The organism is Occultella glacieicola (assembly GCF_004353825.1).
GTDB lineage: Bacteria > Actinomycetota > Actinomycetes > Actinomycetales > Beutenbergiaceae > Occultella > Occultella glacieicola.
In genome coordinates this window covers 16,916-30,347 of the sequence record NZ_SMNA01000007.1, presented here as the reverse complement: position 1 = coordinate 30,347, position 13,432 = coordinate 16,916, and the positions used below count along the sequence as shown (strand labels likewise).

Annotated in this window: 11 protein-coding genes; 5 read left to right on the top strand and 6 right to left on the bottom strand. The window is 71.8% G+C overall.

What is annotated here, in order from left to right; all coding sequences use genetic code 11:
- The first annotated feature begins 71 nt into the window (after positions 1–71).
- Positions 72–2,183 carry an HNH endonuclease signature motif containing protein gene (locus EXU48_RS15075; protein WP_133108512.1) on the top strand — a complete coding sequence of 704 codons (2,112 nt, stop codon included), beginning with the start codon at positions 72–74 and terminating at the stop codon, positions 2,181–2,183.
- A gap of 141 nt (positions 2,184–2,324) precedes the next feature.
- Here the strand turns inward: EXU48_RS15075 and EXU48_RS15070 are convergent, their stop codons facing one another.
- Entirely contained in the window at positions 2,325–3,242 is a 918-nt protein-coding gene (locus tag EXU48_RS15070; protein ID WP_133108511.1) for a hypothetical protein, read from the bottom strand.
- A gap of 228 nt (positions 3,243–3,470) precedes the next feature.
- On the opposite strand from EXU48_RS15070, the gene EXU48_RS15065 reads away from it, so the two are divergent.
- Together EXU48_RS15065 and EXU48_RS15060 are read left to right on the top strand one after the other, a co-directional pair.
- Positions 3,471–5,525 (top strand): patatin-like phospholipase family protein, encoded by a 2,055-nt coding sequence (locus EXU48_RS15065; RefSeq protein WP_133108510.1) that lies wholly within the window; start codon positions 3,471–3,473, stop codon positions 5,523–5,525.
- On the top strand, positions 5,522–7,174 hold the full coding sequence (locus EXU48_RS15060) for a patatin-like phospholipase family protein (RefSeq protein WP_133108509.1): 1,653 nt from the start codon (positions 5,522–5,524) through the stop codon (positions 7,172–7,174). The genes EXU48_RS15065 and EXU48_RS15060 overlap by 4 nt, the downstream gene beginning before the upstream one ends.
- Here EXU48_RS15060 and EXU48_RS15055 read toward each other — a convergent pair.
- Together EXU48_RS15055 and EXU48_RS15050 are read right to left on the bottom strand one after the other, a co-directional pair.
- On the bottom strand, positions 7,171–7,947 hold the full coding sequence (locus EXU48_RS15055; RefSeq protein WP_133108508.1) for a hypothetical protein: 777 nt from the start codon (positions 7,945–7,947) through the stop codon (positions 7,171–7,173). The genes EXU48_RS15060 and EXU48_RS15055 overlap by 4 nt on opposite strands.
- A 74-nt stretch (positions 7,948–8,021) precedes the next feature.
- Positions 8,022–8,885, bottom strand: a complete 864-nt coding sequence (locus EXU48_RS15050; RefSeq protein WP_165962835.1) for an amidohydrolase family protein — start codon at positions 8,883–8,885, stop codon at positions 8,022–8,024.
- A 115-nt stretch (positions 8,886–9,000) separates the two neighbouring features.
- Between EXU48_RS15050 and EXU48_RS15045 the strand changes: the two genes are divergently transcribed.
- A complete protein-coding gene (locus EXU48_RS15045; protein ID WP_133108506.1) occupies positions 9,001–9,471 on the top strand; it encodes an AAA family ATPase in 471 nt (156 codons plus the stop codon).
- A gap of 91 nt (positions 9,472–9,562) precedes the next feature.
- Positions 9,563–11,302 carry a pyruvate dehydrogenase gene (locus tag EXU48_RS15040; protein WP_133108763.1) on the top strand — a complete coding sequence of 580 codons (1,740 nt, stop codon included), beginning with the start codon at positions 9,563–9,565 and terminating at the stop codon, positions 11,300–11,302.
- A 17-nt stretch (positions 11,303–11,319) separates the two neighbouring features.
- Here EXU48_RS15040 and EXU48_RS15035 read toward each other — a convergent pair whose 3' ends face one another.
- The 3 genes from EXU48_RS15035 to EXU48_RS15025 all read right to left on the bottom strand — a co-directional run bounded on the left by EXU48_RS15035 (position 11,320) and on the right by EXU48_RS15025 (position 13,408).
- Positions 11,320–11,898, bottom strand: coding sequence for a TetR/AcrR family transcriptional regulator (locus EXU48_RS15035; RefSeq protein ID WP_133108505.1), 579 nt, complete (start codon positions 11,896–11,898; stop codon positions 11,320–11,322).
- The gene (locus EXU48_RS15030; protein WP_133108504.1) at positions 11,891–12,475 is read right to left on the bottom strand and encodes a sugar O-acetyltransferase; all 585 of its coding nucleotides are present in this window, start codon (positions 12,473–12,475) and stop codon (positions 11,891–11,893) included. Before EXU48_RS15030 ends, EXU48_RS15035 begins: the two co-directional genes overlap by 8 nt.
- Before the next feature lie 75 nt (positions 12,476–12,550).
- On the bottom strand, positions 12,551–13,408 hold the full coding sequence (locus tag EXU48_RS15025; RefSeq protein ID WP_133108503.1) for a phosphatidylinositol-specific phospholipase C/glycerophosphodiester phosphodiesterase family protein: 858 nt from the start codon (positions 13,406–13,408) through the stop codon (positions 12,551–12,553).
- Positions 13,409–13,432 lie beyond the last annotated feature (24 nt).

Below are 13,432 nucleotides of genomic sequence, written 5' to 3'. Positions count from 1 at the left end.
GCTGATGCCCGGTTGTCCACATTTTCGTTGAAATCTTGCGGATCGTCAGATCACGGCGTAGTGTAGAACGCATGTACGAGGCTGGGGGTGGGGACAGGGTCGGGGGTGGGCCCGGGGAGCGGGGCGAGCCCGACACCCTTCCCTGGGGCGAGTCCGACCTGGCCACCGACCCACCCTGGTTGGAAGCCGCGGGAGCCGCCGACCCGGCCTGGTTGGAGGCCACCTACGCCTTGTTCGACCGGGCCATCGAGGCGCCGGTCGTCGACCCTCAGGACCCGGAGGGACTCGAGGGCGGGTTCGGTGACCCCACCGAGATGGCACCGGTGAACCTGGAAGCCCTGGCCGCTCGGGCGGTGCCGGATTCGTTCACCCTGTCGGAGCTGGAACGCCTGCACGGGCCGGTGCGGGACCTGTCCGGAGTCGACGAGTACGACCTCGTGGAGCTGGCCGCGCTATGGCGGCAGCTGGAATCGGTGTGTGCGGCCGGGGTGAGGGCCGCGGCCGCGGAACTCGCCGGGCGGGTCCCGATGAGCATGGACAAACCCGCCGTGCTGGACCGCAGGACCAACTTCCGTACCAGCATCGCCGCCGAGGAGATCGCCCCGCGGTTGGGCTGCTCGAAACGAGAAGCGAACCGGCTCATCAACGTCGGACACCTCCAGGACACCATCGCCGCCCCCACCGGGGACGCGCTGGCGGCCGGGGCCATCGACGCGGTCAAGGCCGACCTGATCGCGACCGCGGTCGCGGTCCTGGACGCCGAGCCCGCCCTGGCCGTGCAAACCCAGATCCTGCCCAAAGCATCCGGGTGGACCCGGCACCGCCTGCAGAAGGAGATCGCGACCGCCGTCGCCGAGGCCGACCCAGCCCACTTGACCCAACGCGCCCGGAACGCCTCCCAGAAACGGTACGTGTCCCGGGCCCGGATGGTCGCCGACGGGATGGCCACCCACACCCTGTACTGGCCCGCCGCCGACGCCCTCACCCTGGATCTGACCCTCGACGCCGCCGCCGCGACCGCGAAAGCCGCCGGCGACCCCCGCACCCTGGAACAACTACGCCCCGACATCCTCGCCGACCTCGCCGCCCACCACCTCACCACCGGACGCATCGGCCCCCACCCCGCGCCGCCGGACCACACCGCCGGAGCCGGTGACCCGGCGACCGCCTCCACCGCCGACACCGTCTCCGAGCAGCCCGTCGGCGCCGCGGCGAGCACGATCACCGCACCCGCGCCGGCCGCCGACCCGACGAGCGCCGACCACCCGGTACCCATCAGCGGCGACACCGGACGCGGCCCGACATCGACCCCCACCGACCCTGCCCCGGCACCCGACTCCAAGCCCGAGGCCGACCCGAACCCCAAGCCCGAGGCCAACCCCGACCCCAAGCCGGAGGCCGAACCCGACACCGACACTGACACCGATTCGGTGGTCGGCGCGGGTGCCGCACGTTCGGCACCCGGCGCCGGTGCCGGGGCCGATGCCGATTCCGGATCCGATGCCGGAGCCGGAGCCGATGCCGGAGCCGCCGACGGCCCGGGACCGGGGGACCCGAACCTGGCCGTCCCGGCCGACCGTGGCGCACCCAGGACCTGGCCGATCGGGATCCTCGGCGGACACAAAGCCCAGATCGTGGTCCACGTGCCGCTGTCGACCCTGCTCGGCGGCGATGAACCCGGCAACATCGAACACCTCGGCCCCGTCCCCGCTGACGTCGCCGCCGCGATCGCCGCCGGAGGCACCTGGACCCGGCTGGTCACCGACCCCCTCACCGACACAGTCGTCGACTACGGCATCACCCGCTACCACCCACCCCAGAACATGATCGATCGGATCAAGGCGAACGAACCCCACTGCATCAGCCCCGGCTGCTCCGCCTCCGCCCGCCAGACCGAACTCAACCACCGCATCCCCTACCCCGTCGGGCCCACCAGGGACGACAATCTCGACCCGATGTGCCGCCGCGACCACATCCTGGTGACCCACGGCAAGTTCTCCTATGAACGCGCCTCCGACGGCACCATCACCTGGCACACCGCCACCGGACACACCTACCAACGCGACCCCGACGGCAGGATCACCAAGCTCCACCGTGACCTCCACCTCCCTGCCAACCACGGCAAGACCCGCTACCACAGCCCGACACCACCCCCGGACCCCGACGAGGAACCACCCTTCTGACCACCCGGCGCGCCGCGCACAGGTCCGGCTCACTGGGGCGGCGCAGCGGTCGGGACGCTGCCGCGGTCTGCGATCGGCGGGCTCGCGCCCTGCCGACGGCCGCCGCCGACCCAACTCGGGAACTCGCTCATCGGTCCGACCTCACTCGCCGGTGTCGTCCTCGGTCAGCGCCTCCCAGGCGGCGAACGCCAGGAGACCTGGCACCTGTGCGATGCCGAGAGCCCCGTTGTCACGGAACGCCCCGTCGGTCATCTCGGTGAGGATCTCGTTGTACCTGGTGCCCTGGATACCGTCGTAGATCATGTCGCCGGCGAGGCTCCCGACACCCCAGGCCACGCCCACCCCGCCCGAGACTGCCGAGCCGATCCACGGGGCTGCCGCGGTGATGCCGAGGGAGGTGCCGTTCTGGACGATCGCTGTCACGTCCCGCTCCTCGATGCCGGTCACGAACCCGTCCGCGTCGAGGACAGTGCCAACGACGGACAGTCCGTCGAGGCCCACACGCTCGGCGCCGGTGAGCCCTGCCTCGACGAACTCCCGCGCGACGTCCGCGGTGGCGAGATTGTTCGCCACGGCGCCGAAGGTTCGCAGCGCGCGAGCCTGCAGCGCCAGTTCCGGCAGGCTCATGGCGAACGAACGTAGCCGCTCGAGGTTCGTCCGCAGGTCACCGAACCGGCCCGGTACGGCCGTACCGGCATCACCGTCGCCCGGCCCGGCCGCACCGGACACACCAGCGGCAGTGGTCGCGCCGGCAACACCGGCCCCGCTTCCCGATCCCGCCGTGTCCGCCCCGCTCGCGCGGAGTTGGTCCTCGGCCTGGCCGACCAGTTCCAGGCCGGCGTCGACCAGGGCGCCGGACGCCCGCATGAGAGCCGGCGACCATTCGTGCTCCCACGCGGTGCGTGCGGCCAGGGCGTCCGGCCCGTTCCAGATCATCGTGTGGCACAGTCCGACCGTGATACGCACGCAGATCGTGCGGATCTGCTCCGCCCCGGCGGCGTAGGCCCTCGCGGTCGCGATCAGGGCATCGACGTCGCCGCCGTGGGTGACAGTGCTCATCAGGTCCTCGCAGAGTGGTTCAGTCAACGGAGTGTTGTTCGGATGTCGCAGCGTGATTCGGGTGCCGCGGCGTCGTTCAGGGTTGTCGGCAGGTCGTGGACGCCACGAGCAATCGGCGCTTGACCATCGTCAGCGCCCGGCCCGCACCTGACCAGCGCGTCGTGGGTGGAACCTTCCGCCATCGCTCGCGCCAGGACGATCAGGGACGGTGCGCCTAAGGTTGGCCGCATGGCGACCCCGGCTGACCTGCTGCGCTCCGTACGCCATGGACTGATCCGAATCCTCGGGGGTGTTCCAGCACCAGCGGCTCCCGGCGGGCCAACGCCCGCCGGTGCCCACGGGATCGGCCTGACGAGGTCCGGTGACGGCGCGGGTGTAGGTGTCGGCGGGGACGCGGGGACCGGCGATGGTGCGGGGACCGGGGAGCCGCAGGATGCGGCGGCCGAACCTGTGGTCGGCCTCGTCCTCGGCGGGGGCGGAGCCAGGTCGTCGTTCGAGATCGGGGCACTCAGTTATCTCTATGAGCGGGAACGGATCACACCGTCGGTGATCACCGGCACGTCCGCCGGCTCGATCCTGGCGGGAGTCCTCGCCCAGCACGGCGACCTCGCCGGGCAGCAGCGCACGGTCGCCGAACTCCGCCGGATCTGGCTCGGCATGACGGCGAGCTCGGACATGTTCACCGAACTGCCATGGTTCACCGCGCTGCGCGAGGACATGCCCGCATGGCGCAAGCTCGCCGCGATCCACGAGCGGAGCGCCAACCGGGCGTCCCTGACCGAGAACCTCGCCGCGGTGCTCGCCGGGCCACGCCGGGCCGTGGACCGGCTGGCCGAGCGGGCGCGGGCCGTTGCCGTCGACGAGCGCGCGGCCGCGAACCGGCCAACCGACGAGGCCGCGGCCGGCCCCGACCGGGCGGTTGGACCGGGGGCCACCGGTCCGAGCGCCACCGGTCCGAGCGCCACCGGACCGAGCGCCACCGGACCGAGCCCATCCGGGCCGAACCACACCGAGCCGAGCCACGCCGAGCCGAGCGCCACCGGACCGAGCGCCACCGGACCGAGCGCCACCGGACCGAGCGCCACCGGACCGAGCGCCACCGGACCGAGCACGACTGCCGCGGTCACCGGGGCGGCCGTGAGGGCCACTGCGAGCACCACCGGCAGGCGTGGCACGGGCGAACGTGTTCCTCCCGAGCGCGACCTGGCGACCTTGGGGTCCGGTCCGCTCGAACTCATCGCAGCACTCTGGGAGGTGGGCCGCACCGGGCCCGATGTCAACGCCGTCGTCCGGGGCGCCGCCCGCGAGCAGTCGGCCTTCGTGGTCGGGCCGATCATCGAGGAGTTGCTCGACCCGGCCGTGTTCGACCCGTCGCTGCCAGCGACGTCCGGCATCGAGCTGCGCCTGGCCACCGTGCACCTGGAGTCCGGTGAGTTGCGCTACGTCGACGCCGCGGGACGGCTCCGGGATGCCAACGACCGCCTGCTCGACGCCGAGCCGGTCACCCTCGACCGGGCCATCCTCGCCTCCTGCGCGATCCCTGCCGGGCTCCCACCGGTCCGCCTCAACGACGGCACCTACGTCGACGGCGGTACTCGCGAGAACGTGCCCGTCGCCATCGCCTACGAACATCTCGGGGTCGACCGTTGCTACGTCGTCACAGCGAACCCGGTCGGGCTGCCCCCCGCGGAGGACTTCGCCGGCAAGGCCCTGCTGGAGATCGTCATGCGCGCGGCCTCCGAGATCATGCCGGACGAGATCCAGGCCGACGAGGTCGAACGCGCCCGGGCCCTCGGTGCGACCGTGATCGATCCGGAGTTGGACATCCACGACATCGTCACCATCGAGCCCGGCCTGATCGCGATCGCGATGGACTACGGCTACCTCCGCGCCGCGGACGTGTGCGCGAACGCCTCCGAAGCCGAGCACGAGCACACCCGGGACCTCATCAATCTCCGCCGCCTGATCTGGACCGTCGAGGACGATCTGTTCGCCTCTGCGCCCGGCGCGGCCACGATGCCCCGGGCCGCGTCCACCCCGGGTCCGGCGACCGGCGGCGGGGGCGCCACCGTCGGGCCGGATGCCGTCCTGGATCCCGGCGGACACGATCTCGCCGGAATGAAGCTCCGCCTGCGCGACCTGGTCGCCGGGGTTCCCCCGGAGCGGCTGCCTCCCGGAGCGCGGGACTGGTGGCGGGGCTGGGAGCGGCACGCCAACCCGGTCACCGCCGCACCCCACTGGCTCGACAACGATCCGGCGTCCTCTTCTACGCTGGAGTCATGACCGGTGCACCAGGGGTGGCCACGAAGTTGCGCCATGGGCTGATCCGCCTGCTCGGCGGTGAGCCGGTTCCGGACCTACCCGAGCCCGACCCCGGACCGGCTTCGGCTCCGGAGCCAGAACCGGAACCGGACCCGGAACCGCACCAGGAGGAGGTCATCGGGCTCGTCGCCTCCGGTGGTGGCGCCCGGTCCAGCTTCCAGATCGGCGCCCTGACCTACCTCTACGAGCAGGACGGCTTCGCACCCCAGGTGATGACCGGCACGTCGGCGGGCTCGATCCTGACCGGCATGCTCGCCCAGTACCCGGACCAGGCCGGCCAGCGCGAGGCAGTGGAGGACCTGCGCCGGCTCTGGCTCGGGATGCGCAGCAGTTCGGACCTGTTCGAGGAGCTGCCCTGGTTCACCAAACTGCGCGAGCACATGCCGACCTGGCGCAAGGTCATGGCGCTGCGGCACCGACCCGGCAACCGCACCTCCCTGACCGCCAGCCTCACCTCCGTGCTGCAGGGGCCGATCAAGGCCGTGGAACGCTTCACCGCCCGCCAGAACGATCACGGCGAGGCCGCAACCGATCCGGCGACGGCGAGCCAGACGGCGGTGCAGACCGTCGAACACGACCAGACCCCGCCCGAGCACTCGCCGCTGTGGACCTCGGGCAACGTCCTGGACACCCTCGCCACGATCTGGGAGGCCGGACGGACCAGCACCGACGTGCAGTCGATCCTGAACGGTGCCCAGACCGAGCGCGCCGCCTTCCGCCCGGGCCCGCTCGTGGACCGGATCTCGGACCCACGGCTGTTCGACGCCGCGCGGCTCGCCGACTCCGGGGTCCGGTTCCGGGCGGCCGTGGTGGCGCTCGAGTCCGGCGAACTGCGCTACGTCGACGAGCTCGGCCGCATGCACGATCGCACCGACGAGCTCCTGCCGGAGGAGGACCCGGTCGAGCTCCTCGACGCGATCCGGGCCTCGTGCGCCATCCCGGCCGTGTTCGCGCCGGTCCGCCTGAACGACCAGCACTACGTCGACGGCGGCGCGCGAGAGTCCCTGCCCGTCGAGATCGCGGTGTCCCAACTCGGGGTGACCCGTTGTTACGCGGTGGTCGCCTCGCCCGTGGGGCTTCCGTGGGACGGCGGTTACGGGGACAAGGACATGCTCGAGATCGTGATGCGCAGTGGCTTCGGCATTATGACCGACGAGATCCAGCTCGACGAGATCCGGCGGGCCAAGTCCGCCGGCGCCATGATCATCCAGCCCGAGCTGGACATCCACGACCTGCTCACGGTGGAGCCGGGCCTGGTCTCCATCTCGATGGACTACGGCTACCTGCGCGCCCGGGACCTCTACACCGAGGCCCCTCCCGAGGTCCATGAGCACACCCGCCACGTGATCAACCTTCGCCGACTCATCTGGACCACCGAGGACGAGATGTTCAACCCGGTCCATGACCCGGCCACGCCTCGGCCGCCCATGTCCGAGCTGGTCGAGCTCAAGCTCCGGCTGCGCGAGCTCCTCGAGGAGGATGACCCGGCAACCCTGCCGTCGGGTGCGTCGTCGTGGTGGCGCACCTGGGAGCGGCACGGCTTCGGTATCGGTGAGCAGCCGAGCTGGACGGACGACCTGCCGACGGCCGAGCCCCGGCTCGTCACCTAGAAGTCGCCGAAGCCCCCGAAGTCGGCGAAACCGCCCCCGAAGTCGCCCAGTCCGCCGCCGTCGCCGGCACCGGCGTCGAACCCGCCCGCATCGCCGGCACCAGCGTCACCACCACCGCCATCCGCGCCGCCGTCGGCACCCGCGTCCTGCGGTGCGGCCTGGGTGGGGTCACCGAACGCCGGCCCGAAGAGCGCGTTCGCGACCGCCGACCCGATCACCACACCGGCGACGGTTCCGAGCAGGCTCGATCCCATCATGGCGCCCATCCCGGGGCCGGCGCCGCGCTGGCCGCCGAGCGTGCGTTCGACCGTGCCCGGCTCGCGCATCTCGGCCCGGGTGGCCATCCGGGCGAGGTCCTGTGGGGAGTCCGACGGCGCCCGTTCCGTCGGGGGCACGGCCGCACCCAGGTCGTCGAGCACCTGGCGCCGCTGCGCGGGTGTGAGGCTCGAGAACGCCTCGGCGTGCGCTTGTTCCACCGCCTCCGGCGGTGCGGTCCGGACCAGGTACCGGTAGCGGTCGATCGCCACCTCGTCCGGGGTGCGCTGGGCCGGCCGCCCGTCGTGGCCGGGACCCGTGGGCTGCTGCCCGTAGGCGGGACCGGCGGGCTGCTGTGCGTAGGCGGGACCGGCAGGTTGCTGCCCGTAGGCGGGACCGGCCGGCTGCTGCCCGTAGGCCTGCTGCCGACCGTACGGCGCGCCGCCGGGTTGCTGGTTCCCGCGGTACGGGTCGTATTCGTTCGGCTCGCGGCCGAGAAGTCGGTCGAGCAGGCCCATGGTGCGTCCTTCCGAGCTGGGGGAGTCTCCCTCTGCTCAACGAGTCGGCCACCGTGAGGGTTCCGGGACTCGTTTCATGCCGCCGTCGGCGGCTCCAGTCCGTACCAGCGGGTGGCGGCTCCGGTGAAGAACTCGCCGCGCAGCCCGTCGTCGGCATCGACCACGGCCAGCGCCGCCTCCGCAGCCGCGACCACCTGCGCGTACGACCCGCCGACCAGGCTGACCGGCCAGTCGCTACCGAACATCACCCGCCTCGGCCCGAACTTCTCCAGGGCGGCGTTGAGGTACCCGGCCAGGGTCAGGTCGGCGGCGGCCAGATCCGCGGTCAGGGTGGCGTAGCCGGAGAACTTCAGGGCCACGTTCGGGGCCTCGGCGAGTGGCGCCATGGACGCGGCCCACTCCCCCGGCGTGGTCCGGTCCAGATCCGGCTTCGCGAGGTGGTCCACCACGAACCAGGTGTCCGGGTGGGCCCGGACCGCCTCGGCCGCGGCCGCCAGGTGTTCCTCGCGTATGAGCAGATCAATGGTCAGGTCACGCTCCCCGGCCGCGGCGAACGTCCGGGCCGCCTCCGGGCCGGCGAGCCAGGCCGCGTCCTCGCGCTGCTCGCTCAGGTCCCGCAGACCGACGAGCAGGTCCGACGCCGGGTGGTCGGACAAGGCGTCGAGGCGCGCGGTCAGGTCCGTCGCACCGAACTGCACCCAGCCGACCACGCCGAGCACGTGCGGGTGCTGCGCAGCGAGGTCGAGCAGGTAGGGCGTCTCGGAGTCCTGCGGCACCGTCTGCACGATGACGGCGTGGGTCACCCCGGCGGGTTCGGCGACCGCCCGCCAATCGCCGGTGTCGAAATCACGGCCGATCACCGGTGCGAACTCGGGGCTGATCCAGTCCTGCGGATGCACGGCCAGGTCCCACACATGGTGGTGGGCGTCGATCTTCATGGTCACATCTTGGACCTCGTGGCCACGCCTCGGGCTGCGCCCCGCCGTCCCACCGTGGGCGCCTGACCGGCCGCGCCGACCACGGCCACACCACGGTGCGGGCCACAATGGGGCGATGGCACGGATCCTGATCACGGGCATGTCCGGCACCGGCAAGACCACGGTCCTGGCGGAACTGCGCCGTCGCGGCCACCTCACCGTCGAGACCGACGAGGACGGCTGGGTGCTGCCGGACGCCACCTGGGACGAGCCCCGCATCGGCGCGCTGCTGGAGGAGCACCCGGATCTGTTCCTCTCCGGCACCGTCGAGAACCAGGGCCGCTTCTACGACCGGCTCGACCATGTGGTGCTGTTGAGCGCGCCGCTCGAGGTGATGCTCGACCGGGTCCGGCGCCGCACCGAGAACCCGTACGGCGCCACGCCGGAGCAGCGCGCCGAGATCGCCCACTACACCGAGACCGTCGAACCGCTCCTGCGCGCCGGCGCGACCGTGGAACTGGATGGTCGGGACCCGGTGGGAGAGCTCGCCGACGCTCTCGAGGAACTGGCCGGCGGCGGCGATCGCCGGGCCCGAGCACGCGGCTAGCGCCCTTCGGCCACCGGCGCCGGTGGCGCGGGTGGCGGATCCCGGGAGAATGGACGAGGTCCACCCCACTCCGCTCGGAGGGAACATCACCATGGCCGTGACCGTCGCCGAACAGCTCGTGAACCAACTCGTCTCGGCTGGGGTGAGGCGGATCTACGGGATCGTCGGGGACAGCCTGAACCCTGTGGTCGACGCGGTCAGGCGCACCGCCGGGATCGACTGGGTGTCCGTGCGCCACGAGGAGGTCGCGGCGTTCGCGGCCGCCGCGGAGGCCACCGTGACCGGGCAGCTCGCCGTCTGCGCCGGTTCCTGCGGACCCGGGAACCTGCACCTGATCAACGGGCTGTACGACGCGAACCGGTCCCGAGTGCCCGTGCTCGCGATCGCCTCGCACATCCCCACCAACCAGATCGGCACCCAGTTCTTCCAGGAGACCCACCCGGACCGGCTGTTCACCGAGTGCTCGGTCTACTCCGAGATGCTCTCCAGCGCCGCCCAGATGCCACGGATCGCGAACACCGCGATCGAGCACGCGCTCGGCGGCCCCGGCGTGGCCGTGCTGACCCTGCCCGGGGACGTGGCCGACCAGGAGGTCTCCGCCGACGCCCCGGTCATCTGCGTCACGAGCCGCTCGCCGCGGGTGGTCCCCTGCACGGAGGACGTCGCCGACCTGGCCGACGCGATCAACGCCGCGAAGAAGGTGACGTTCTTCGTCGGCGCGGGGGCGCGTGGGGCCCACGACGAGGTGATCGCGCTGGCCGACGCCGCCGCGGCGCCGATCGGCCACTCGCTGCGCGGCAAGGAGGTCATCCAGTACGACAACCCGTTCGACGTCGGCATGTCCGGACTGCTCGGGTACGGCGCCTGCTTCGACGCGATGAACGACGCGGACCTCCTGGTCCTGATCGGCACCGACTTCCCGTACGACCAGTTCCTGCCCGACGACGTCCGCACCGCCCAGATCGACATCGAGCCGAGCCACCTGGGCCGGCGGACCCGTCTCGACCTCGGCGTGGTCGGCGATGTCCGCGAGACCATGCTCGCCCTGGCACCGCTGGTGCGGCGCAAGTCCAACCGCCGGTTCCTGAGCTCCATGCTCAAGAAGCAGGAGAACCTCATGACCAAGGTGGTCGGCGCCTACACCAAGAAGGTGGAGCGAACCACGCCGATCCACCCGGAGTACGCGGCGGTGCAACTCGACGAGACCGCCGGTGCGGACACCGTGTTCACCGTGGACACCGGCATGTGCAATGTGTGGGCGGCCCGCTACCTGACGCCGAACGGCCGTCGCCGGGTGATCGGCTCATTCCTGCACGGGTCGATGGCCAACGCGATGCCGCACGCGATCGGCGCCGCGTTCGCCGACCCCGGCCGTGAGGTGGTGGCCATGTGCGGTGACGGCGGCCTGTCCATGCTGCTCGGCGACCTGATCACCATCCGGCACTTCGACCTGCCGGTGAAGGTCGTGGTCTTCAACAACGCGAGCCTCGGCATGGTGAAGCTGGAGATGCTCGTCGAGGGCCTCCCGTCCGCGTTCACCGACTCCCCCTCCGTCGACTACGCCGCGATCGCGACGGCGATGGGGATCCCGGCCGTCCGGGTCGAGCACCCCAAGGATCTGCGCAAGGCACTCGCCGGTGGCTTCGAGCGCTCCGGTCCGGCGCTGATCGACATCGTCACCGACCCGAATGCGCTGTCGATCCCGCCGAGCATCACCGGCAAGCAGATCAAGGGGTTCGCGACCGCGATGACCAAGGCCGTGCTCGGCGGTGGTGGCGCCGAGGTGATGTCGATGGCCCGGTCCAACCTGCGCAACATCCCGCGCCCCTGACCCGCCGCGGCACCGGGTCAGCCGGCGCAGGCTCGCTCGACCGCGTCGACCACGAGCGCCCGGTCGTGTGGCACGGTGTCGAGTGCGCGGTGGATGGTCAGGCCCTCGATCAGGGCGTCCAGGATCCGCGCGGTCGCCGGGTCGAAGTGGCGCTCGAGCGCGGCCCGGCTGGCCCGCATCCAGGCGTTCGTGAGCTCGCGGTAGCTCTCCTCGCGCGCCGCGAGCGTGTACAGCTCGTGCGTGAGCACCAGCTCCCGGTCCACCCCGAGCAGGTCGTCGCAGATGAGGGCGACGACGGCGGCCCTGGCGGACTCCTCATCGGTGGCCGGTGCCATCCGTCGCTCGAAGGTGGCCGCGACCGTCCCGGTGAAGGCCCCGAACGCCTCCTGGAGGAGTTCGGCCATCCCGGCGAAGTGGTAGGTCATCGAGCCGAGCGGGACGTCGGCCGCGGCCGCGACCCTGCGGTGGCTCGTCCCGGCGACGCCCCGCTCCGCGATCACGTCGAGGCAGGCGGCGATGATCCGTTGACGTCGGTCCGGGTCGTAGCGCCGGGCCGGCCCGCGATCCACCCGGGCCGGGCCCGCGGCCTCAGACATGGCGGATCACCCGCGCCGGGTTCCCGACCGCGACCACCCCGGGCGGGATGTCCTTGGTGACGACCGCGCCGGCGCCGATCACGGAGTCGTCCCCGATGCTCACTCCCGGGCACACGATGACACCGCCGCCGAGCCAGACGTTGTCCCCGATGGTGATCGGCCGCGCGGCCTCGAGCCGGTCCCGCCGGGGTCCGGGCTCGACCGGGTGGGTCGGGGTCAGCAGCTGGACGTTCGGTCCGATCTGGCAGTCCGCGCCGATCGTGATGGTCGCGACGTCCAGCGCGACCAGGTTGTAGTTGACGAACGTGCGGGCACCGACATGGAGGTTCTCGCCGTAGTCGACGAACAGGGGCGGCTTGACGTAGGCGTCGGCTCCGAGGGAGCCGAGCAAATCCGCGAGGATCTCCCGCGCAGACGCCGCGCCGGCGACGGTGGCCCGGTGGTAGGCGTCCTGGAGCCGGACCGCACGCTCGGCCAGCCGGGCGTTGTCCGGATCGTCGGCGATGTAGAGGTCACCGGCGAGCATCCGCTCGCGGTTGGTGCGCGGATCGCCCGCGAAGTGGTCGGTGGGTGTCATGGGGCAATCGTACCCCGCGATGTGTACGATCGTACCTATGGCGACCCCTTGCCACGGCTCCGCACGCGGGTGCGCTCAGCGCCCCCCGGCGGTCAGGAACTGGTCCAGGCCGGCCAGGTCGTCGGTGTTGAGGTGGTCGACGCCGGCGTCGAGCAGCTCCGTCCAGATCGCGTCGCGGGCCGGTCCCGCCACGTCCAGGGTGTTCCAGAACCGCACCCGGTAGCCGGCCGCGTGGGCGGCGGCGACGTAGGCATGCAGCTGCTCCCGCTCGTCGGCGGGCATCTCACCGGTACCGGACCAGGTGAACAGGTTCGCCCAGTTGTCGCTGACCAGTGGCATCAGTGCGGCCGGGATCCCCGAGTCCAGGTCGCCGGAGCGCCCGTCGTAGAACCCGTACCGCCGGTCAGCGTCGGCCATCGTCGCCAGCGGCCGGTTCCCGCTGATCACCGCCTGCACGGGACCGTCGAGGACCCGGCCGCGGACGTACTGCGCGAACACCGGGCGGTACTGGGCCAGCTCCGACTCGATCGCGGCGTAGGTGCTCTCGCCCTCCGACTTGATGTCGATGAGAAGCTGGAACGTCCCGTCCCAGTGCGGGAACACGCTGCGCCCGCGGCCCCGGACGAGGTCCCGGAGCGGCTCCAGATACAGGCTCGCGAAGGTGCGCTCCGGATCGAGATCCTCGGCGTCGTGGGCCACGAGCAGCTCACCGTCGACGAGCCACACATCCGCCTCGACGCTCGTGAAGCCGTGCGCCAGCGCGTCGTACAGCGGGCGGTCGTGCTCGTAGTCGTTGTGCGCGTGGGCCTGGTCGTGCGCGGTGGGGAGGTCGGCGCCGGGCCGGTCGGCCGTGGCCGCCGTGACGGGCACCAGGACCGCCGTGGCCGCGAGCGCGGTCGCGGACAGGACGCTGACGAGTCGATGGATGCGCATGGTGAGATCCCGTTCTGGTCGAAG

What these genes read in the sequence shown, in the direction of transcription:
- EXU48_RS15075 (WP_133108512.1), top strand. Translation starts at nt 72, where the DNA reads ATGTACGAGGCTGGGGGTGGGGACAGGGTCGGGGGTGGGCCCGGGGAG.
- EXU48_RS15070 (WP_133108511.1), bottom strand. Translation starts at nt 3,242, where the DNA reads ATGAGCACTGTCACCCACGGCGGCGACGTCGATGCCCTGATCGCGACC.
- EXU48_RS15065 (WP_133108510.1), top strand. Translation starts at nt 3,471, where the DNA reads ATGGCGACCCCGGCTGACCTGCTGCGCTCCGTACGCCATGGACTGATC.
- EXU48_RS15060 (WP_133108509.1), top strand. Translation starts at nt 5,522, where the DNA reads ATGACCGGTGCACCAGGGGTGGCCACGAAGTTGCGCCATGGGCTGATC.
- EXU48_RS15055 (WP_133108508.1), bottom strand. Translation starts at nt 7,947, where the DNA reads ATGGGCCTGCTCGACCGACTTCTCGGCCGCGAGCCGAACGAATACGAC.
- EXU48_RS15050 (WP_165962835.1), bottom strand. Translation starts at nt 8,885, where the DNA reads ATGAAGATCGACGCCCACCACCATGTGTGGGACCTGGCCGTGCATCCG.
- EXU48_RS15045 (WP_133108506.1), top strand. Translation starts at nt 9,001, where the DNA reads ATGGCACGGATCCTGATCACGGGCATGTCCGGCACCGGCAAGACCACG.
- EXU48_RS15040 (WP_133108763.1), top strand. Translation starts at nt 9,563, where the DNA reads ATGGCCGTGACCGTCGCCGAACAGCTCGTGAACCAACTCGTCTCGGCT.
- EXU48_RS15035 (WP_133108505.1), bottom strand. Translation starts at nt 11,898, where the DNA reads ATGTCTGAGGCCGCGGGCCCGGCCCGGGTGGATCGCGGGCCGGCCCGG.
- EXU48_RS15030 (WP_133108504.1), bottom strand. Translation starts at nt 12,475, where the DNA reads ATGACACCCACCGACCACTTCGCGGGCGATCCGCGCACCAACCGCGAG.
- EXU48_RS15025 (WP_133108503.1), bottom strand. Translation starts at nt 13,408, where the DNA reads ATGCGCATCCATCGACTCGTCAGCGTCCTGTCCGCGACCGCGCTCGCG.